This window comes from Shigella dysenteriae (genome assembly GCF_022354085.1).
GTDB lineage: Bacteria > Pseudomonadota > Gammaproteobacteria > Enterobacterales > Enterobacteriaceae > Escherichia > Escherichia coli.
The window spans coordinates 1,510,521-1,530,952 of sequence record NZ_CP055055.1 but is presented as its reverse complement, the minus strand read 5'-3'; the positions used below and the strand labels follow the sequence as shown (position 1 = coordinate 1,530,952).

Below are 20,432 nucleotides of genomic sequence, written 5' to 3'. Positions count from 1 at the left end.
ACATAAAAAATGGCTAAACTCTTGTGTAAACGATTCCACTAATTTATTCCATGTCACACTTTTCGCATCTTTGTTATGCTATGGTTATTTCATACCATAAGCCTAATGGAGCGAATTATGAGAGTTCTGGTCACCGGTGGTAGCGGTTACATTGGAAGTCATACCTGTGTGCAATTACTGCAAAACGGTCATGATGTCATCATTCTTGATAACCTCTGTAACAGTAAGCGCAGCGTACTGCCTGTTATAGAGCGTTTAGGCGGCAAACATCCAACGTTTGTTGAAGGCGATATCCGTAACGAAGCGTTGATGACCGAGATCCTGCACGATCACGCTATCGACACCGTGATCCACTTCGCCGGGCTGAAAGCCGTTGGCGAATCGGTACAAAAACCGCTGGAATATTACGACAACAATGTCAACGGTACTCTGCGCTTGATTAGCGCCATGCGCGCCGCTAACGTCAAAAACTTTATTTTTAGCTCCTCCGCCACCGTTTATGGCGATCAGCCCAAAATTCCATACGTTGAAAGCTTCCCGACCGGCACACCGCAAAGCCCTTACGGCAAAAGCAAGCTGATGGTGGAACAGATCCTCACCGATCTGCAAAAAGCCCAGCCGGACTGGAGCATTGCCCTGCTGCGCTACTTCAACCCGGTTGGCGCGCATCCGTCGGGCGATATGGGCGAAGATCCGCAAGGCATTCCGAATAACCTGATGCCATACATCGCCCAGGTTGCTGTAGGCCGTCGCGACTCGCTGGCGATTTTTGGTAACGATTATCCGACCGAAGACGGTACTGGCGTACGCGATTACATCCACGTAATGGATCTGGCGGACGGTCACGTCGTGGCGATGGAAAAACTGGCGAACAAGCCAGGCGTACACATCTACAACCTCGGTGCTGGCGTAGGCAGCAGCGTGCTGGACGTGGTTAATGCCTTCAGCAAAGCCTGCGGCAAACCGGTTAACTATCATTTTGCACCGCGTCGCGAGGGCGACCTTCCGGCCTACTGGGCGGACGCCAGCAAAGCCGACCGTGAACTGAACTGGCGCGTAACGCGCACACTCGATGAAATGGCGCAGGACACCTGGCACTGGCAGTCACGCCATCCACAGGGATATCCCGATTAAGGAACGACCATGACGCAATTTAATCCCGTTGATCATCCACATCGCCGCTACAACCCGCTCACCGGGCAATGGATTCTGGTTTCACCGCACCGCGCTAAGCGCCCCTGGCAGGGGGCGCAGGAAACGCCAGCCAAACAGGTGTTACCTGCGCACGATCCAGATTGCTTCCTCTGCGCAGGTAATGTGCGGGTGACAGGCGATAAAAACCCCGATTACACCGGGACTTACGTTTTCACTAATGACTTTGCGGCCTTGATGTCTGACACGCCAGATGCGCCAGAAAGCAACGATCCTTTGATGCGTTGCCAGAGCGCGCGCGGTACCAGCCGGGTGATCTGCTTTTCACCGGATCACAGTAAAACGCTGCCAGAGCTCAGTGTTGCGGCATTGACGGAAATCGTCAAAACCTGGCAGGAGCAAACCGTAGAACTGGGGAAAACGTACCCATGGGTGCAGGTCTTTGAAAACAAAGGCGCGGCGATGGGCTGCTCTAACCCGCATCCGCACGGACAGGTTTGGGCAAATAGCTTCCTGCCTAACGAAGCTGAGCGCGAAGACCGCCTGCAAAAAGAATATTTTGCCGAGCAGAAATCACCAATGCTGGTGGATTATGTTCAGCGCGAGCTGGCAGACGGTAGCCGTACCGTTGTCGAAACCGAACACTGGTTAGCAGTTGTGCCTTACTGGGCTGCCTGGCCGTTCGAAACGCTACTGCTGCCCAAAGCCCACGTTTTACGGATCACCGATTTGACCGACGCCCAGCGCAGCGATCTGGCGCTGGCGTTGAAAAAGCTGACCAGTCGTTATGACAACCTCTTCCAGTGCTCCTTCCCCTACTCTATGGGCTGGCACAGCGCGCCATTTAATGGCGAAGAGAATCAACACTGGCAGCTGCACGCGCACTTTTATCCGCCTCTGTTGCGCTCCGCCACCGTACGTAAATTTATGGTTGGTTATGAAATGCTGGCAGAGACCCAGCGAGACCTGACCGCAGAACAGGCAGCAGAGCGTTTGCGCGCAGTCAGCGATATCCATTTTCGCGAATCCGGAGTGTAAGAAATGAGTCTGAAAGAAAAAACACAATCTCTGTTTGCCAACGCATTTGGCTACCCCGCCACTCACACCATTCAGGCGCCTGGCCGCGTGAATTTGATTGGTGAACACACCGACTATAATGACGGTTTCGTTCTGCCCTGCGCGATTGATTATCAAACCGTGATCAGTTGTGCGCCACGCGATGACCGTAAAGTTCGCGTAATGGCAGCCGATTATGAAAATCAGCTCGACGAGTTTTCCCTCGATGCGCCCATTGTCGCGCATGAAAACTATCAATGGGCGAACTACGTTCGTGGCGTGGTGAAACATCTGCAACTGCGTAACAACAGCTTCGGCGGTGTGGACATGGTGATCAGCGGCAATGTGCCGCAGGGTGCCGGGTTAAGTTCTTCCGCTTCACTGGAAGTCGCGGTCGGAACCGTATTGCAGCAGCTTTATCATCTGCCGCTGGACGGCGCACAAATCGCGCTTAACGGTCAGGAAGCAGAAAACCAGTTTGTTGGCTGTAACTGCGGGATCATGGATCAGCTAATTTCCGCACTCGGCAAGAAAGATCATGCCTTGCTGATTGACTGTCGCTCACTGGGGACCAAAGCAGTTTCCATGCCGAAAGGTGTGGCTGTCGTCATCATCAACAGTAACTTCAAACGTACCCTGGTTGGCAGCGAATACAACACCCGTCGTGAACAGTGCGAAACCGGTGCGCGTTTCTTCCAGCAGCCAGCTCTGCGCGATGTCACCATTGAAGAGTTCAACGCTGTTGCACATGAGCTGGACCCAATCGTGGCGAAACGCGTGCGTCATATCCTGACTGAAAACGCCCGCACCGTTGAAGCTGCCAGCGCGCTGGAGCAAGGCGACCTGAAACGTATGGGCGAGTTGATGGCGGAGTCTCATGCCTCTATGCGCGATGATTTCGAAATCACCGTGCCGCAAATTGACACTCTGGTAGAAATCGTCAAAGCTGTGATTGGCGACAAAGGTGGCGTACGCATGACCGGCGGCGGATTTGGCGGCTGTATCGTCGCGCTGATCCCGGAAGAGCTGGTGCCTGCCGTACAGCAAGCTGTCGCTGAACAATATGAAGCAAAAACAGGTATTAAAGAGACTTTTTACGTTTGTAAACCATCACAAGGAGCAGGACAGTGCTGAACGAAACTCCCGCACTGGCACCCGATGGTCAGCCGTACCGACTGTTAACTTTGCGTAACAACGCAGGGATGGTAGTCACGCTGATGGACTGGGGTGCGACTTTACTTTCAGCCCGTATTCCGCTTTCCGATGGCAGCGTCCGCGAGGCGCTGCTCGGCTGTGCCAGCCCGGAATGCTATCAGGATCAGGCCGCGTTTCTGGGGGCCTCTATTGGTCGTTATGCCAACCGCATCGCCAATAGCCGTTATACCTTTGACGGTGAAACCGTGACGCTTTCGCCAAGTCAGGGCGTTAACCAGCTGCACGGCGGCCCGGAAGGGTTCGACAAACGTCGCTGGCAGATTGTGAACCAGAACGATCGTCAGGTGCTGTTTGCCCTGACTTCAGATGATGGCGATCAGGGCTTCCCGGGTAATCTCGGCGCGACGGTGCAATATCGTCTGACCGACGATAACCGTATCTCCATTACTTATCGCGCCACAGTTGATAAACCTTGCCCGGTGAATATGACTAATCACGTCTATTTCAATCTTGACGGCGAGCAGTCTGACGTGCGCAATCACAAGTTGCAGATTCTGGCGGACGAATATCTGCCGGTTGATGAAGGCGGCATTCCGCACGACGGCCTGAAATCTGTCGCCGGAACGTCTTTTGATTTCCGCAGCGCCAAAATCATCGCCAGTGAGTTTCTTGCCGACGACGATCAGCGCAAAGTGAAAGGTTACGATCACGCGTTCTTGTTACAGGCCAAAGGCGATGGCAAGAAAGTGGCGGCGCATGTCTGGTCAGCAGATGAAAAATTGCAGCTGAAGGTCTACACCACCGCTCCGGCTCTGCAATTCTACTCCGGCAACTTCCTCGGCGGCACACCGTCGCGGGGAACCGAACCTTACGCCGACTGGCAAGGGCTGGCGTTGGAAAGCGAGTTTCTGCCGGACAGCCCGAACCACCCTGAATGGCCGCAACCGGACTGCTTCCTGCATCCTGGTGAAGAGTATTCCAGCCTGACGGAATATCAGTTTATTGCTGAGTAAGTTTAAGCCCTCGCGATGAGGGCTTTCCCCTTGTATTGTTCAAATCACCAGCAAACACCGACATATTTGCAACTCAATATTCACAACAACCTTACACTGCGACACTATTTTCGCTATGGTTATGCGTAAGCATTGCTGTTGCTTCGTCACGGCAATATAATGAGAATTATTATCATTAAAAGATGATTTGAGGAGTAAGTATATGGCTGTAACTAAGCTGGTTCTGGTTCGTCATGGCGAAAGTCAGTGGAACAAAGAAAACCGTTTCACCGGTTGGTACGACGTGGATCTGTCTGAGAAAGGCGTAAGCGAAGCAAAAGCAGCAGGTAAGCTGCTGAAAGAGGAAGGTTACAGCTTTGACTTTGCTTACACTTCTGTGCTGAAACGCGCTATCCATACCCTGTGGAATGTGCTGGACGAACTGGATCAGGCATGGCTGCCCGTTGAGAAATCCTGGAAACTGAACGAACGTCACTACGGTGCGTTGCAGGGTCTGAACAAAGCGGAAACCGCCGAAAAGTATGGCGACGAACAGGTGAAACAATGGCGTCGTGGTTTTGCCGTGACTCCGCCGGAACTGACTAAAGATGATGAGCGGTATCCGGGTCACGATCCCCGTTACGCGAAACTGAGCGAGAAAGAACTGCCGCTGACGGAAAGCCTGGCGCTGACCATTGACCGCGTGATCCCTTACTGGAATGAAACCATTCTGCCGCGTATGAAGAGCGGTGAGCGCGTAATCATCGCTGCACACGGTAACTCGTTACGTGCGCTGGTGAAATATCTCGATAACATGAGCGAAGAAGAGATTCTTGAGCTGAATATCCCGACCGGCGTGCCGCTGGTTTATGAGTTTGACGAGAACTTCAAACCGCTGAAACGCTATTATCTGGGTAATGCTGACGAGATCGCGGCGAAAGCAGCAGCCGTTGCGAACCAGGGTAAAGCGAAGTAAACGTCATTCGTTTAAAAATGAGAAAGCCGACTGCAAGTGAGTCGGCTTTTTTGTTTGTCGTTGCTAACAATGGAGCACATTGCCTGATGCGACGCTGCGCGTCTTGTCAGGGCTACGGTGATTCATCGGATACGCCACTCTGACGGCGCATCCGACAATTAAACTTTACCCGCGACGCGCTTTTACTGCATTCGCCAGTTGACGTAACAGAGCATCGGTATCTTCCCAGCCGATGCAGGCATCGGTGATGCTCTTACCGTAGGCCAGCGGCTCCCCGCTCTCCAGGCTCTGATTGCCTTCAACCAGATGACTTTCCACCATCACACCGATAATGGCCTTTTCGCCACCGGCAATCTGCTGGCAAACGTCAGCACAAACATCCATCTGCTTTTTGAATTGTTTGGACGAATTAGCATGGCTGAAATCGATCATCACCTGAGCTGGCAGACCTGCTTTGTTCAGCCCTTCTTTCACTTCAGCAACGTGCTTCGCGCTGTAGTTAGGCTCTTTACCGCCGCGCAGAATGATATGGCAATCGCCGTTACCGCTGGTATTCACAATCGCCGAATGCCCCCATTTAGTTACGGACAGGAAGCAGTGCGGCGCACCGGCGGCATTAATGGCATCGATAGCCACTTTAATCGTACCGTCTGTGCCATTTTTAAAACCTACCGGACAAGAAAGACCAGACGCCAGTTCGCGGTGCACCTGCGATTCCGTGGTACGTGCACCAATTGCGCCCCAGCTCATCAGGTCAGCGAGATACTGAGGAGTGATCATATCGAGGAATTCACCCGCAGCTGGCAGACCGCTGTCGTTAATATCGAGCAGCAATTTACGGGCAATACGCAAACCGTCGTTGATCTGGAAGCTGTTATCCATATGCGGATCGTTAATCAGCCCTTTCCAGCCCACCGTGGTACGCGGCTTTTCAAAATAGACGCGCATTACGATTTCCAGCTCATCTTTCAGCTCTTCACGCAGCGCCAGCAAGCGAGTGGCATACTCTTTAGCCGCGACAGGATCATGAATTGAGCACGGGCCAATCACCACCAACAGGCGATCATCATTACCTTTCAGGATCTTATGGATCGCTTTTCGGGCATGGGCAACCGTATTCGCGGCATTTTCAGTAGCGGGGAATTTTTCCAGCAATGCGACAGGAGGAAGTAACTCTTTGATTTCTTTGATGCGTAAATCGTCGTTCTGATAATTCATGTCTGTTCCAGTGTTGCCATACTTATCTTAGTGAATGCAATACTTCCAATCTATATCTTCCGTCAGAATGTGTAAACGGGGTTTTACACTATGAACGGATTAATCCTGGAATTAGCAAGAAAAACGCCAGATTGTCGCGAAAAACGAGATCTCTCCTACAATTTCTAACTGTAACTCCTTTGTTTGTTAATTATTTCAAGATTCTCTGCTGCGTTTCATAACCTGGCTGAAATCTTAAACCAATGCCTTATATTCACCTGCAAATGCACTGTTGGAAGAGGTTATCCGACATAACGACCATAACAGGAGCATCCTATGAAAATGACAAAACTGGCCACACTATTTCTGACTGCCACTCTAAGCCTTGCCAGCGGTGCCGCACTGGCTGCCGATAGCGGAGCGCAAACCAATAACGGCCAGGCAAACGCCGCAGCTGATGCGGGCCAGGTAGCCCCTGACGCCCGTGAAAATGTCGCGCCAAATAACGTCGACAATAACGGGGTAAATACCGGTTCTGGCGGCACTATGCTGCATCCGGATGGTTCTTCAATGAACAATGACGGCATGACCAAAGATGAAGAGCACAAGAACACCATGTGCAAAGATGGTCGCTGCCCGGATATCAATAAAAAGGTACAAACCGGTGATGGCATCAATAATGATGTCGATACCAAAACCGACGGTACTACGCAGTAACCCTGCAAAATAGCCAATAATGGGAGAGCGGAGTCTCTCCCTTTTAATTTTTCCCTTCTAAAAGCAGTATGATGTCATAAAGTTAAGTGAGAATAATTAAGGGATGACTCGTCATGGCGCACTCACACTCACACACGTCCTCACACCTGCCAGAAGATAATAATGCTCGTCGCTTGTTGTATGCTTTCGGCGTGACTGCCGGGTTTATGCTGGTAGAAGTCATTGGTGGTTTTCTTTCTGGTTCTCTGGCTTTGCTGGCCGATGCGGGTCATATGTTGACCGATACTGCCGCCCTGCTTTTCGCCCTACTCGCCGTGCAATTTTCACGTCGTCCTCCCACCATTCGCCACACTTTCGGTTGGCTAAGACTGACCACGCTCGCGGCGTTTGTGAATGCCATCGCCCTCGTGGTAATTACCATTTTGATTGTCTGGGAGGCGATAGAACGCTTCCGCACGCCGCGTCCGGTCGAGGGCGGCATGATGATGGCAATTGCCGTGGCTGGGTTGCTGGCAAATATACTTTCTTTCTGGTTACTTCATCACGGCAGCGAAGAGAAAAACCTCAACGTACGAGCAGCGGCACTGCATGTGCTCGGGGACCTGCTGGGTTCGGTTGGGGCTATTATTGCCGCGTTGATTATTATCTGGACCGGCTGGACACCTGCTGACCCCATTCTCTCGATACTGGTGTCGCTTCTGGTTCTGCGTAGCGCGTGGCGACTGTTGAAAGATAGCGTGAATGAATTACTTGAAGGTGCACCGGTATCGCTGGATATCGCTGAACTGAAGCGTCGTATGTGCCGGGAAATCCCGGAAGTCCGCAATGTGCACCATGTGCATGTATGGATGGTAGGCGAGAAGCCGGTGATGACGTTGCATGTGCAGGTGATCCCGCCACACGATCACGATGCCTTGTTGGATCAGATCCAACACTACCTGATGGATCACTATCAGATTGAGCACGCCACCATTCAGATGGAATATCAACCTTGTCATGGGCCAGACTGCCACCTGAATGAAGGGGTGTCTGGCCATTCACATCATCACCATTAATGGGACAGCGCGCGTGAGCCTCTTTCGCGTGCGCTATTGATCCACATCCGGCTGCCGTTGAGCGCAATAAAGGTCAGGATGATGTACTCCAGAGACATGGCGTAAACGCCCTGAAGTGCAAAAATAACGACGCTAATCACGTTAATAATCACCCACAACAGCCAGTTTTCCACATACTTACGCGTCATCAGAATCATTGCCACGATAGATAACACCATCATGCAGGAATCCCAGAACGGGAAAGCGTCCGGTTGCAGTTCAGGCATCGCAACCTGTAATCCTAATGCTTGCATGATGATGACTGCCACGCGGGTCAAAAATGCAAACACCGGATTGATAAATACCGTCATCAGACCAATAGCAATGACACAAACCGCCAGCCAGGTTAATGCCTTCGGCAATGGTAACCAGCGAATTTTCAACTCCGCCTCGTTCTGACTGGTTTGTCGCGACCACGCATACCAACCGTAAATATTCGCGGCAAAGAAAAACACCTGTAATAGCAGGCTGGCATACAGCTGAATCTGAAAGAAAATAATGCCAAACAAGGTGACGTTGATCAGGCCAAAGAAGTAGTTGCTGATCTTCTCCAGACTGGCAAGGCCAATACACAGCAACCCGGCGATCGTGCCTACCGCTTCGATCCATGAGAGATCATAACCGCCTGCCCCTATTGGTATATGTACCAGGATATTCTGCACACTAAAAAAATCCATCTTTCCCCCAAAGCGTAACGTTACGCCTTATTATTCGTTATCCACGTAGTGTAGCCGCAAAATCCAGCATACGATTGAGCGGCACCAGCGCCCTCTCTCGCAGCCTTTCATCAACATGAACCTCGTGATTGCTTCCTTCCTGTTCTAATGCCTCAGCGATAGCCTGAAGGCCATTCATGGCCATCCACGGACAATGCGCGCAGCTGCGGCAGGTTGCGCCCTCACCCGCGGTTGGTGCTTCCAGTAACTCTTTATCTGGCACCGCCTGCTGCATTTTGTAGAAAATGCCCCGATCGGTTGCCACGATAAGCCGCTGATGTGGCAATGTTTTTGCAGCAGCGATCAGTTGACTGGTGGAACCGACCGCATCCGCCATATCAACAATAGCTTGCGGTGATTCTGGATGCACCAGTATGGCAGCATCCGGGTATTGTTTTTGCAAGCGGGTTAACGCCTGAGTCTTAAACTCATCATGCACAATGCAGGCACCCTGCCAGCATAAAATGTCTGCGCCTGTCTGTTTTTGCACGTAACGACCCAGATGTTTGTCGGGTGCCCAGATGATTTTTTCACCCAAACTATCCAGATGATCAATAAGTTCGACGGCAATGCTTGAAGTTACCACCCAATCTGCGCGCGCTTTTACCGCAGCAGAAGTGTTGGCGTAGACGACGATAGTACGATCGGGATGGGCATCGCAAAATGCGTTAAATTCTTCAACAGGGCAGCCGAGATCCAGTGAACACTCAGCCTGAAGTGTCGGCATCAGAATTGTTTTTTCCGGACTGAGAATTTTGGCGGTTTCTCCCATAAATCTCACCCCAGCGACTAACAACGTAGAAGCGGGATACTTTGCACCGAAGCGCGCCATTTCCAAAGAATCAGAAATACAGCCACCGGTTTCTTCTGCCAGTTGTTGAATTTCGGGATCGGTATAGTAGTGGGCAACCATCACCGCATTACGTTCTTTTAGCAGACGTTTTATCTTCTCGCGGTAATACGCTTTTTCATCAATGCTTAACGGCGTCGGCTTCGGGGGGAAAGGATAAATCGCCGTGTCTGGATCAAACATCACGCTCATCTTACCATCTCGTTTTACAGGCTTAACGTTAAAACCGACATTAGCGTGATATTCGCTGTTATCGGTGTGATTTGTTTTATATGCTAAACAAGATAGTCGAATGGTGGGGAAAAGTCACTCGAATTACGTATGAGATGCCGAATGCCACACTTTGCGTCTTATTCCTCCGACGTAAAGTTGTTTACGCAGCAAGCGCGGAGTATGTCATCAGGGTCAAGAATTGAAATTGAGAGATGCCTGAATAGCAAAAAAGCGCCTTTAGGGCGCTTTTTTACATTGGTGGGTCGTGCAGGATTCGAACCTGCGACCAATTGATTAAAAGTCAACTGCTCTACCAACTGAGCTAACGACCCCTTGCGGGATTATGCTGCTTTAATCATTCAGGATGGTGGGTCGTGCAGGATTCGAACCTGCGACCAATTGATTAAAAGTCAACTGCTCTACCAACTGAGCTAACGACCCATACGGGTGTTACCTGAAAGATTTCTACTCGGAACCAATCTTTAAAATTGGTGGGTCGTGCAGGATGACTCGCTTCGCTCGCCCTACGGGCCGTTGCTGGCGCAACGTTATCCTTCACGCTTAACATCTGAGTTTGATGTTAAAACTGGTGGGTCGTGCAGGATTCGAACCTGCGACCAATTGATTAAAAGTCAACTGCTCTACCAACTGAGCTAACGACCCGAGTGGTGGGTGATGACGGGTTCGAACCGCCGACCCCCTCCTTGTAAGGGAGGTGCTCTCCCAGCTGAGCTAATCACCCGATACTGCGCTGGATACTACAAACTACTTCCACCGAACCCACCGTAATTAGTGGTGGGTCGTGCAGGATTCGAACCTGCGACCAATTGATTAAAAGTCAACTGCTCTACCAACTGAGCTAACGACCCGGTGGTGGGTGATGACGGGATCGAACCGCCGACCCCCTCCTTGTAAGGGAGGTGCTCTCCCAGCTGAGCTAATCACCCGATACTACGCTGGATACTACAACTAACTAGGTTAGTGGTGGGTCGTGCAGGATTCGAACCTGCGACCAATTGATTAAAAGTCAACTGCTCTACCAACTGAGCTAACGACCCACTTTTTCGTTGCTTTCGGTTTGTTTGATATCCCGTGGCAACGGCGGCATATATTACTGATTTCAGACTTGAGCGCAACAAAAATTTCGATGTAGATCACTCAACTGCTTATGATTCGCACGACACGACCAGAAATAATGCGACTTCTGGTCGTGTGTTATGCATTACATCGCGTTCAGACGTTTTTGCGCCTGTTTAGCGCCATCAGTACCAGGGTATTTACTGATAACCTGCTGGTATACGGCTTTCGCTTTTGCGGTGTCACCTTTGTCCTGCATGATGACGCCGACTTTAAACATCGCATCTGCAGCCTTTGGTGACTTCGGATAGTTTTTCACTACCGAAGCAAAATAGTACGCCGCATCATCTTTTTTACCCTTGTTGTAGTTTAACTGACCCAGCCAATAATTGGCGTTTGGCAGGTAAGTTGAATCAGGGTAATTTTTGATGAAATTCTGAAATGCCACCATTGCGTCATCCTGGCGGGATTTATCCTGCACCAGCGCAATAGCTGCATTGTAATCCGTGTTTGCATCACCGCTTTTCACCGGCGCGCCAGCATTCGCAGTACCAGCATCAGCTGTCGGCGTCGTTGATGCCGCCGCACCGCTTTGATCACCGCTGGTTGATTGCGCCGCTGCACCACCGCTGCTGAGGCTGTCGATCTGCAACAGGATCTGCTTTTGCCGCTCCACGACCTGATTCAGTTGATACTGATTTTCCTGAATCTGACCACGCAGGGAATCAATATCGGATTGATTATCAGAGAGTTGTTGCTGGAGTTGGGTTAAAAGCTGGCTGTGAGCATTAGAAATACGCTCAAGTTGAGTGACGCGGTCTTCGACCGAGCCTGAGCCGACACTACTGATTGGTGCCTGAGCAAAAGCGGCCCAGGGGGCCGCTATACCAACCAGTAACGACAGACTCAATAGTTGATGTCTGAAGTTACTGCTCATGCAATTCTCTTAGTAAACCAGTACCGCACGACGGTTTTTGGAGTATGCCGCTTCGTCATGACCCAGTACTGCAGGTTTTTCTTTACCGTAAGAAACGATGGAGATCTGGTCTGCAGAAACGCCTTTACCCTGCAGGTACATCTTAACGGCGTTCGCACGACGTTCACCCAGGGAGATGTTGTATTCCGGAGTACCACGTTCGTCCGCGTGACCTTCTACGGTGACTTTGTAAGACGGGTTGCTACGCAGGAAGTTTGCATGTGCATCCAGCATTTGAGCGAAGTCAGAACGGATATCGTACTTGTCCAGATCGAAGTAAACGATGTTGTTCTGCTGCAGCTGTTGCATTTGCAGACGAGCCTGCTCTTCGGAAGACATGTTGCCGTTGCCGCCGTTCGCATCCATACCAGTGCCGGCACCCAGCATGCCTTCGCTGCCGTCATTGCTGGCGTTCTTGTTGGAAGAACATGCCGCAATTGCCATAACAGGCAGAGCAATCATCAGCCCTTTCAGCACTTTGTTCAGTTGCATTTCAATGATTCCTTTACTATTCAATTAATTATTATCACAGATACGGCGACCAGGCAGGGAATTTGACCTGTCCATCAGTTGCCGGAAGACGCGCTTTGAAACGCCCATCTGTAGAAACCAAATTCAGCACGGATCCCATCCCCTGAGAAGAGCTGTAGATTACCATAGTGCCGTTAGGTGCCAGACTTGGCGTTTCATCCAGGAACGTGGACGACAGAACTTGTACGCCTCCCGTTGCCAGATCTTGTTTGGCAATGTGCTGCTGCCCACCGTTGGAGCTGACCATTACCATAAATTTACCGTCGCTGCTGACATCCGCATCCTGGTTCTGCGAACCTTCCCAGGTAATACGTTGTGGCGCACCGCCGTTGATATTCACTTTATAAACCTGTGGACGACCGGCCTGGTCAGAAGTAAATGCCAGGTTCTGGCTGTCCGGGAACCAGGTCGGTTCGGTATTGTTACTGCGACCATCAGTCACCTGGCGGATCTGGCCAGAAGCCAAATCCATTACGTACAGGTTCAGGCTACCGGTTTTCGACAAGGCGAATGCCAGTTTGCTGCCGTCTGGCGAGAATGCAGGCGCACCGTTGTGACGCGGGAATGAAGCCACCTGGCGTACAGCGCCGTTTGCCAGCGTTTGGATAACCAGCGCGGAACGACCGCTTTCGAAGGTCACATAAGCCAGTTTAGAACCGTCTGGTGACCACGCCGGGGACATCAGCGGCTGTGGTGAACGGTGAACGACAAACTGGTTGTAACCGTCATAGTCAGATACGCGCAGTTCATACGGGAACTGACCGCCGTTGGTCTGAACAACGTAGGCAATACGGGTACGGAACGCACCTTTAATACCGGTCAGTTTTTCAAACACTTCATCACTGGCGGTATGACCAGCATAACGCAGCCACTGCTTGTTCACTTTGTACGAGTTCTGAGCAAGTACAGTACCCGGTGCGCCGCCAGTGTCAACAAGTTGATAAGCAACATTGTAAGAACCATCCGGATTCGGAGTGACCTGACCGACAACTACAGCGTCAATACCCAGCGCGGACCATGCAGCTGGTTGTACTTCCTGCGCACTACCCGGCTGCTGTGGCAGACGAGCGCGATCTAACGGATTAAATTTACCGCTGTTACGCAAGTCAGCAGCAACGATGCCGCCAATATCTTCAGGTGCCGCACCAGGGCCCGCCCACTGGAAAGGAACAACTCCAATAGGACGACCGGAATCTACACCGCTGTCGATCACAATGCGGACTTCAGCATGCAGAACTGATGCCCACAGTATGAGAAAACCAAATGCTACTCGTAATGCCTGCTTCATCATATCTCCCTTATCTGGACCGATGGCCCACGATAATTTAGCAGAATGTTAACAAACTAAAATACACAAAACTACCAGAACCCCGTGGCAACCGGTGCCTGATGTTGACCGTCGGAACAGTCAACATCGCGATTACGGTTTGAAGTCCAATGGCGCGTTTTTGAACACTTCATATACTGCCTGGCTTGGTGGTTTCGGGATCTTCGCAAGTTTAGCTGCTGCCAACGCAGCCTGACAAAGTGCGGGATCGCCACCTTCAGGTTTGATATCCAGTAACATACCATCGGGTGCCAGTTTTATGCGCAGCGTACAGGTTTTGCCTGAATAGGACGATGCGTCATAGAACTTACTTTCGATAGCAGATTTAATCTGCCCGGCATAGTTATTGATATCGGCCCCTGATGCGCCATTGTTTTTAGTATTACCACTCCCGGCAGGCGAAGCATTGTTCCCTTTCGCCCCTCCCCCCGTTTTCGGTGCATTCTTACCAGAGCTTAGCTCACCGAAAATATCATCTGCCTCTGCGGCAGCTTTTGCTGCAGCGGCTTTTTCAGCTGCTGCTTTTGCAGCTGCCGCTTTTTTGTCTGCGGCGGCTTTTTCTGCCGCTGCTTTCTTATCAGCTGCTGCCTTTTCTGCAGCCGCTTTTTCTGCTGCTTTTTTGTCGGCTGCAGCTTTCTCTGCTGCCGCTTTCTTATCAGCTGCAGCCTTTTCAGCAGCCGCTTTCTTCTCAGCTTCTGCCTTGGCTTTTTCAGCAGCTTCAGTTGCCGCTTTCTTTCTTGCTTCAGCTGCAGCTGCTTCTGCCGCTTCCGCTTTCTTCTTCAGCGCCGCAGCGGCTGCCTCGGCTTTTTTCTGCGCTTCGGCTGCGGCTTTGGCGGCTTCTGCTTCTGCTTTTTTCTTCGCATCTGCAGCCGCTTTCTTCGCTGCATCTTCCGCAGCTTTAGCATCCGCTTCGGCCTTCGCTTTAGCATCTGCCGCCGCTTTCGCTGCCGCCTCTTCCGCTTGCTTCTGCTTTAACTCGGCCTGTTTTGCGGCTTCTTCAGCCTGCTTTTTCTGTTCCTGAGCAGCTAACCGCTCTTTCTCAAGTTGCTTCAGGCGTTCCTGTTCAGCCGCTTGTTTCTCACGCAGTTCTTCAGCAGCCTGCTGTTCCTTCATCTTGCGCTGCTCATCAGAACGCTTCGCGCTTGATTCCTGGCTTTGCATGCGTTTGTACTGCTCAACTACCGCACCTGAATCAACCATGACAGCGTCGATGGACGAACCACCGCCGCCTCCAGCTGAAGCTTCTATATTCTCATCGAACGAACTCCAGATCAGCGCCGCAAATAAGATGACATGCAGCACTGCTGAAATAATTATCGCCCGCTTGAGCTTGTCGTTTTGTTCGGTTGCCTTTGACACTCTCGGTTTCCAAAAACTGTTCGCCTGTTACCCGCTCTCTTTCAAGCAAGGGAAACGCAGATGTTTAGATAGGCTGCGTCATTAAACCAACCGATTTCACACCCGCACTATGTAACAAGTTCAGTGCTTTAATTATTTCATCGTAAGGCACATCTTTTGCGCCACCGATCAGAAAGACCGTTTTCGGGTTGGCCTTGAAACGGCTGGACACTTCCGCCACCACCTGCTCTGGTGGTAAACGCTCCAGGCGATCTTTCTCAACCACCACGGTGTACTGACCAATACCAGACACTTCAACAATCACTGGCGGATTATCGTTACTGCTCACCGCCTGTGATTCAGTAGCGTCTGGCAGATCGACCTCCACGCTCTGGGTGATGATGGGCGCTGTCGCCATAAAGATCAGCAACAGCACCAGCAGTACGTCCAGCAACGGTACAATGTTGATTTCGGACTTGAGATCGCGACGACCTCGTCCACGCGCTCTGGCCATGGCTTACCCCTTGTTGCTCTCGCTAACGGTAAACGCCTGGCGGTGCAGAATCGCGGTAAACTCTTCCATAAAGTTGTCGTAATTCAGTTCCAGTTTGTTTACGCGTTGGTTGAGACGGTTATAAGCCATTACCGCCGGAATAGCGGCGAACAGACCGATTGCTGTAGCAATCAACGCTTCTGCGATGCCTGGCGCAACCATTTGCAGCGTTGCTTGTTTTACCGCCCCGAGGGCGATAAAGGCGTGCATGATCCCCCAGACCGTACCAAACAGACCAATATACGGGCTGATGGAGCCAACCGTACCGAGGAACGGAATGTGCGTTTCCAGATTTTCAAGTTCACGGTTCATGGAAATACGCATCGCACGCGACGCCCCTTCTACTACGGCTTCCGGCGCATGGCTATTGGCACGATGCAGGCGCACAAATTCTTTGAACCCGCTGTAAAAGATTTGTTCCGAACCGGTCAGATTATCCCGTTTCCCCTGGCTCTCTTGATAGAGGCGAGAGAGTTCGATTCCAGACCAGAATTTATCCTCAAACGCTTCGGCTTCGCGCGCCGCTGCGTTAAGAATACGGGTCCGCTGGATAATAATGGCCCAGGATGCGATTGAAAAACCAATCAAAATCAACATGATAAGTTTAACCAGAAGGCTAGCCTTCAGGAACAAATCAAGGATATTCATGTCAGTCACTGCTTAAACTCCGCGACAATAGACTTGGGAAGCGCACGAGGCTTCATTTTGAGTGGGTCAACGCAAACAACCAGAACCTCTGCTTCATTCAGCAAAGTATTCTCGGCGTTGACAATACGTTGCGTGAAAACCAAAGAGGTGCCACGCATTGATGTTATTTCAGTCTGTATTTCGAGCATATCGTCGAGCCGCGCAGGTGCGTAATATTCCACCGTCATTTTACGTACCACAAAGGCAACGCGTTCAGCCATCAGCGCCTGCTGACTGAAGTGATGATGACGCAGCATCTCTGTGCGTGCTCTTTCATAAAAAGCGACGTAACTGGCGTGGTACACCACACCACCGGCATCGGTATCTTCATAGTAGACGCGAACCGGCCATCGAAACAGCGTTGTATTCACTTTACATCCCGGTAATGCAACAAAAGTTAGAGCTTTTAAACGCTGCTACTATACGCGCGCGATTGAGGTTTGGGAATGAGGGCAAGTTAAGGGAGCGTAAAAATTTATGGGCCTGGAGCGGCCCATAATTTTTTAAAGAGAATTCTGATTTAAAAGAAGAAGAAAATCAGCCCGACAATGAGAACAATATCGGCAAGCAATGGGCAAAAAATCCCTTGCCAAAGAACCTTCTGCGGACGAAAGCCCACGCCGTGAATCACACCAGCACAGACGGCCCACATCAGCAATAAACCATGCCAGATTTCCAGTTCACTGGTCTTCGCGGCGAAACGAGATGGGTCCCAAAACATACATCCTGCTAACAGAAGCGCCATCACGAAGGAAAGCGCCCGCAGGGGGCGCTTGTCCATTACCGCATACAAGGTTGCGATAATCTTACTCATCAGATGTCTTCTTGACCGGCTTTGCCTGATTCGACGTGCTCAAGCGCCAGCGCGGTGATTACCCCAAACGAACAGGCAAGAAGCGTTCCCAGAATCCATGCGAAATACCACATTTTTAGCTCCTTACTTAGTACAGAGAGTGGGTGTTACGTTCAATATCTTCTTTGGTGATACGACCGAACATTTTCCAGTAACACCAGGCGGTGTAGAGCAGAATGATCGGTACCAGAACCACCGCAACCCAGGTCATGACGTTAAGTGTCAGCTGGCTGGAAGTTGCATCCCACATTGTCAGACTTGCGTTCATCATGGTGCTGGACGGCATCACAAACGGGAACATTGCGATACCGGCAGTCAGGATGATGCAGGCCAGCGTCAGGGAGGAGAACACAAACGCCCACGCGGCTTTATCCATACGTGCAGTCAGGATGGTCAGCAGCGGCAGAACCACACCCAGTGCCGGAATAGCCCACAGAATTGGCGTGTTGTTGAAGTTAACCAGCCATGCGCCAGCTTCACGAACCACTTCTTTATTCAGCGGGTTAGAGGCTGCGTAATGGTCCATTGTCGATTTCACGACATAACCATCGATACCGTACATCACCCATACGCCAGCTAGTGCGAAGCAGACCAGTGTCACCAGTGCCGCCACCTGAGCCGTTGCACGGGTACGCAGGTGCAGTTCGCCCACGGTACGCATCTGCAGATAAGTCGCGCCCTGAGTAATGATCATCCCTACGCTCACCACGCCTGCCAGCAGGCCGAACGGGTTAAGCAACTGGAAGAAGTTACCGGTGTAGTACAGACGCAGATATTCATCAACGTTGAACGGTACGCCCTGCAACAGGTTACCGAACGCTACACCAATCACCAGCGGCGGAACGAAGCTACCAATGAAGATGCCCCAGTCCCACATGTTACGCCAGCGGGTTTCTTCAATCTTGGAGCGGTAGTCAAAACCGACCGGACGGAAGAACAAAGACGCCAGCACGAGGATCATCGCCACATAGAAGCCGGAAAACGCAGCGGCATAGACCATCGGCCAGGCAGCAAACAGTGCGCCGCCTGCGGTGATCAGCCAAACCTGGTTACCGTCCCAGTGTGGTGCGATGGAGTTAATCATAATTCGACGCTCGGTGTCGTTACGACCGAGGAAACGGGTGAGCATGCCCACCCCCATGTCGAAACCGTCAGTGACTGCAAAACCAATCAGCAGAACGCCAACCAGCAGCCACCAGATAAAACGCAATACTTCATAATCGATCATTTGACGACTCCTGTCTTAGCGTGCCGGCTGAGTAGTCGTGGAAGACTGCTCAAAGTGATAGCGACCGGTTTTCAGGCTGCTTGGGCCGAGGCGTGCAAACTTGAACATTAAGAACAATTCTGCCACCAGGAACAGGGTATACAGGCCGCAAATCAGCACCATTGAGAAGATGAGATCGCCTGCGGTCAGTGACGAGTTCGCCACAGCTGTCGGCAGCACTTCACCGATAGCCCACGGTTGGCGGCCATATTCAGCCACGAACCAGCCCGCTTCTACAGCAATCCACGGCAGCGGAATACCGTACAGCGCGGCGCGCAGCAGCCATTTTTTCTCGCCAATGCGGTTGCGGATGACACTCCAGAAAGAGAGCGCGATGATTGCCAGCAGCAGGAAGCCACACGCCACCATGATACGGAACGCGAAGTACAGCGGCGCTACACGCGGAATGGAGTCTTTGGTTGCCTGTTGAATCTGAGCTTCAGTCGCATCAGCCACGTTTGGCGTATAGCGTTTCAGCAGCAGACCGTAACCGAGGTCTTTCTTCATGCTATTGAACTGGTCACGAACCGCCTGGTCGGTAGAACCAGAACGCAGTTGTTCGAGCAGAGAGTACGCCTTCATCCCGTTACGAATGCGTTCTTCATGCTGCACCATCAGTTCTTTCAGGCCGATAACTGGAGTATCCACGGAACGCGTTGCAATGATGCCCAGCGCGTAAGGGATCTGGATCGCAAATTTGTTCGTCTCCTCTTCCTGATCAGGAATGCCGAACAGAGTAAAGGCAGCAGGCGCAGGTTGCGTTTCCCACTCAGCTTCAATAGCAGCCAGTTTGGTTTTCTGCACGTCGCCCATTTCGTAACCAGATTCATCACCCAGAACAATAACAGACAGAACGGCAGCCATACCGAAGCTGGCAGCGATAGCAAAGGAGCGTTTAGCGAAGGCGAAGTCACGACCTTTCAGCATATACCATGCGCTGATACCGAGGATGAACATCGCGCCAGTAACATAACCAGACGCTACAGTGTGAACGAATTTCACCTGAGCAACCGGGTTAAGCACCAGCTCGGAGAAGCTCACCATCTCCATACGCATAGTTTCAAAGTTGAAATCGGACGCGATTGGGTTTTGCATCCAGCCGTTCGCAACCAGAATCCACAGTGCGGACAGGTTTGAACCGAGCGCCACCAGCCAGGTGACACACATATGCTGAACTTTACCCAGACGATCCCAACCGAAGAAGAACAGACCTACAAAGGTGGATTCGAGGAAGAAGGCCATCAGACCTTCGATTGCCAGCGGCGCACCGAAGATATCCCCTACATAATGGGAATAGTAAGACCAGTTAGTCCCGAACTGGAACTCCATGGTCAGACCGGTAGCCACACCCAGAGCGAAGTTGATACCAAACAACTTGCCCCAGAACTTGGTCATATCTTTATAAATCTGTTTGCCGGAAAGGACGTAGACCGTTTCCATAATGGCCAGCAGGAACGCCATACCGAGCGTCAGTGGCACAAAAAGGAAGTGGTACATCGCGGTCAAGGCAAACTGTAAGCGCGACAGTTCGACTATATCTAACATCATGACTCCTTGCTCATCGCATGAAGACTCCGAGAGTGAACCCCGTTAGAAAGGGTCACACGCATGCCCCAATACAAAATTATTTGCTCGCCTCTATCGTTGCCATTTCATCAAAAGAGGAAAAGACAATGATAAAAAAGTTACAAATATGTTAATGAAT

The 20,432-nt window shown here is 51.3% G+C and carries 21 protein-coding genes and 7 tRNA genes; 7 read left to right on the top strand and 21 right to left on the bottom strand.

Features of this window, described 5'->3' with window-relative positions:
- Positions 1–117: 117 nt before the first annotated feature.
- The 5 genes from galE to gpmA all read left to right on the top strand — a co-directional run bounded on the left by galE (position 118) and on the right by gpmA (position 5,331).
- Positions 118–1,134, top strand: coding sequence for a UDP-glucose 4-epimerase GalE (galE, locus tag HUZ68_RS07190; RefSeq protein WP_001265443.1), 1,017 nt, complete (start codon positions 118–120; stop codon positions 1,132–1,134).
- 9 nt (positions 1,135–1,143) lie between these two features.
- Positions 1,144–2,190 carry a galactose-1-phosphate uridylyltransferase gene (gene galT / locus HUZ68_RS07185; protein WP_033815345.1) on the top strand — a complete coding sequence of 349 codons (1,047 nt, stop codon included), beginning with the start codon at positions 1,144–1,146 and terminating at the stop codon, positions 2,188–2,190.
- 3 nt (positions 2,191–2,193) lie between these two features.
- Entirely contained in the window at positions 2,194–3,342 is a 1,149-nt protein-coding gene (gene galK / locus HUZ68_RS07180; protein WP_000053415.1) for a galactokinase, read from the top strand.
- The gene (gene galM / locus HUZ68_RS07175; protein WP_000931405.1) at positions 3,336–4,376 is read left to right on the top strand and encodes a galactose-1-epimerase; all 1,041 of its coding nucleotides are present in this window, start codon (positions 3,336–3,338) and stop codon (positions 4,374–4,376) included. Before galK ends, galM begins: the two co-directional genes overlap by 7 nt.
- 202 nt (positions 4,377–4,578) lie before the next feature.
- A complete protein-coding gene (gpmA, locus tag HUZ68_RS07170) occupies positions 4,579–5,331 on the top strand; it encodes a 2,3-diphosphoglycerate-dependent phosphoglycerate mutase (RefSeq protein WP_001295305.1) in 753 nt (250 codons plus the stop codon).
- Positions 5,332–5,496: 165 nt separating this feature from the next.
- On the opposite strand, the gene aroG is transcribed toward gpmA, so the two are convergent.
- The gene (aroG, locus tag HUZ68_RS07165; RefSeq protein ID WP_001109196.1) at positions 5,497–6,549 is read right to left on the bottom strand and encodes a 3-deoxy-7-phosphoheptulonate synthase AroG; all 1,053 of its coding nucleotides are present in this window, start codon (positions 6,547–6,549) and stop codon (positions 5,497–5,499) included.
- 315 nt (positions 6,550–6,864) lie between these two features.
- Here aroG and HUZ68_RS07160 point away from each other — a divergent pair, with 315 nt between their 5' ends.
- Complete coding sequence (locus HUZ68_RS07160; RefSeq protein WP_000784348.1) at positions 6,865–7,245, top strand: YbgS-like family protein; 381 nt, start codon at positions 6,865–6,867, stop codon at positions 7,243–7,245.
- A gap of 113 nt (positions 7,246–7,358) precedes the next feature.
- Positions 7,359–8,300, top strand: a complete 942-nt coding sequence (gene zitB / locus HUZ68_RS07155; protein WP_000951276.1) for a CDF family zinc transporter ZitB — start codon at positions 7,359–7,361, stop codon at positions 8,298–8,300.
- Here zitB and pnuC read toward each other — a convergent pair.
- The 20 genes from pnuC to cydA all read right to left on the bottom strand — a co-directional run bounded on the left by pnuC (position 8,297) and on the right by cydA (position 20,272).
- Positions 8,297–9,016: a nicotinamide riboside transporter PnuC gene (gene pnuC / locus HUZ68_RS07150; RefSeq protein WP_000345417.1), complete on the bottom strand. Its 720-nt coding sequence runs from the start codon at positions 9,014–9,016 to the stop codon at positions 8,297–8,299. The genes zitB and pnuC overlap by 4 nt on opposite strands.
- A gap of 37 nt (positions 9,017–9,053) precedes the next feature.
- Entirely contained in the window at positions 9,054–10,097 is a 1,044-nt protein-coding gene (gene nadA / locus HUZ68_RS07145; protein WP_112925304.1) for a quinolinate synthase NadA, read from the bottom strand.
- Between the two features lie 277 nt (positions 10,098–10,374).
- Positions 10,375–10,450: transfer RNA gene (locus tag HUZ68_RS07140), tRNA-Lys, on the bottom strand.
- Positions 10,451–10,483: 33 nt separating this feature from the next.
- Positions 10,484–10,559 (bottom strand) — tRNA-Lys (locus tag HUZ68_RS07135).
- A 146-nt stretch (positions 10,560–10,705) separates the two neighbouring features.
- A tRNA-Lys gene (locus HUZ68_RS07130) sits at positions 10,706–10,781 on the bottom strand.
- A gap of 3 nt (positions 10,782–10,784) precedes the next feature.
- Positions 10,785–10,860, bottom strand: a tRNA-Val gene (locus HUZ68_RS07125).
- 51 nt (positions 10,861–10,911) lie between these two features.
- A tRNA-Lys gene (locus HUZ68_RS07120) sits at positions 10,912–10,987 on the bottom strand.
- Positions 10,988–10,989: 2 nt separating this feature from the next.
- Positions 10,990–11,065: transfer RNA gene (locus HUZ68_RS07115), tRNA-Val, on the bottom strand.
- Positions 11,066–11,100: 35 nt separating this feature from the next.
- Positions 11,101–11,176: transfer RNA gene (locus HUZ68_RS07110), tRNA-Lys, on the bottom strand.
- A 164-nt stretch (positions 11,177–11,340) separates the two neighbouring features.
- A complete protein-coding gene (gene cpoB, locus HUZ68_RS07105; RefSeq protein WP_000097569.1) occupies positions 11,341–12,132 on the bottom strand; it encodes a cell division protein CpoB in 792 nt (263 codons plus the stop codon).
- 9 nt (positions 12,133–12,141) lie between these two features.
- Positions 12,142–12,663: a peptidoglycan-associated lipoprotein Pal gene (gene pal, locus HUZ68_RS07100; protein ID WP_001295306.1), complete on the bottom strand. Its 522-nt coding sequence runs from the start codon at positions 12,661–12,663 to the stop codon at positions 12,142–12,144.
- 34 nt (positions 12,664–12,697) lie between these two features.
- Complete coding sequence (gene tolB / locus HUZ68_RS07095) at positions 12,698–13,990, bottom strand: Tol-Pal system beta propeller repeat protein TolB (protein WP_001295307.1); 1,293 nt, start codon at positions 13,988–13,990, stop codon at positions 12,698–12,700.
- A 132-nt stretch (positions 13,991–14,122) separates the two neighbouring features.
- Positions 14,123–15,388, bottom strand: coding sequence for a cell envelope integrity protein TolA (gene tolA / locus HUZ68_RS07090; RefSeq protein WP_239594086.1), 1,266 nt, complete (start codon positions 15,386–15,388; stop codon positions 14,123–14,125).
- 64 nt (positions 15,389–15,452) lie between these two features.
- Complete coding sequence (tolR, locus tag HUZ68_RS07085; RefSeq protein ID WP_000090097.1) at positions 15,453–15,881, bottom strand: colicin uptake protein TolR; 429 nt, start codon at positions 15,879–15,881, stop codon at positions 15,453–15,455.
- A 3-nt stretch (positions 15,882–15,884) separates the two neighbouring features.
- Positions 15,885–16,577 carry a Tol-Pal system protein TolQ gene (tolQ, locus tag HUZ68_RS07080; protein ID WP_000131314.1) on the bottom strand — a complete coding sequence of 231 codons (693 nt, stop codon included), beginning with the start codon at positions 16,575–16,577 and terminating at the stop codon, positions 15,885–15,887.
- Positions 16,574–16,978: a tol-pal system-associated acyl-CoA thioesterase gene (gene ybgC, locus HUZ68_RS07075; RefSeq protein WP_001098384.1), complete on the bottom strand. Its 405-nt coding sequence runs from the start codon at positions 16,976–16,978 to the stop codon at positions 16,574–16,576. The genes tolQ and ybgC overlap by 4 nt, the downstream gene beginning before the upstream one ends.
- A 149-nt stretch (positions 16,979–17,127) precedes the next feature.
- Positions 17,128–17,421, bottom strand: a complete 294-nt coding sequence (ybgE, locus tag HUZ68_RS07070) for a cyd operon protein YbgE (protein WP_000034602.1) — start codon at positions 17,419–17,421, stop codon at positions 17,128–17,130.
- Complete coding sequence (gene cydX, locus HUZ68_RS07065) at positions 17,421–17,534, bottom strand: cytochrome bd-I oxidase subunit CydX (protein WP_000270282.1); 114 nt, start codon at positions 17,532–17,534, stop codon at positions 17,421–17,423. Before cydX ends, ybgE begins: the two co-directional genes overlap by 1 nt.
- Positions 17,535–17,548: 14 nt before the next feature.
- Positions 17,549–18,688 (bottom strand): cytochrome d ubiquinol oxidase subunit II, encoded by a 1,140-nt coding sequence (gene cydB / locus HUZ68_RS07060; RefSeq protein ID WP_000568275.1) that lies wholly within the window; start codon positions 18,686–18,688, stop codon positions 17,549–17,551.
- A 15-nt stretch (positions 18,689–18,703) separates the two neighbouring features.
- Complete coding sequence (gene cydA / locus HUZ68_RS07055) at positions 18,704–20,272, bottom strand: cytochrome ubiquinol oxidase subunit I (protein ID WP_000884361.1); 1,569 nt, start codon at positions 20,270–20,272, stop codon at positions 18,704–18,706.
- Positions 20,273–20,432 lie beyond the last annotated feature (160 nt).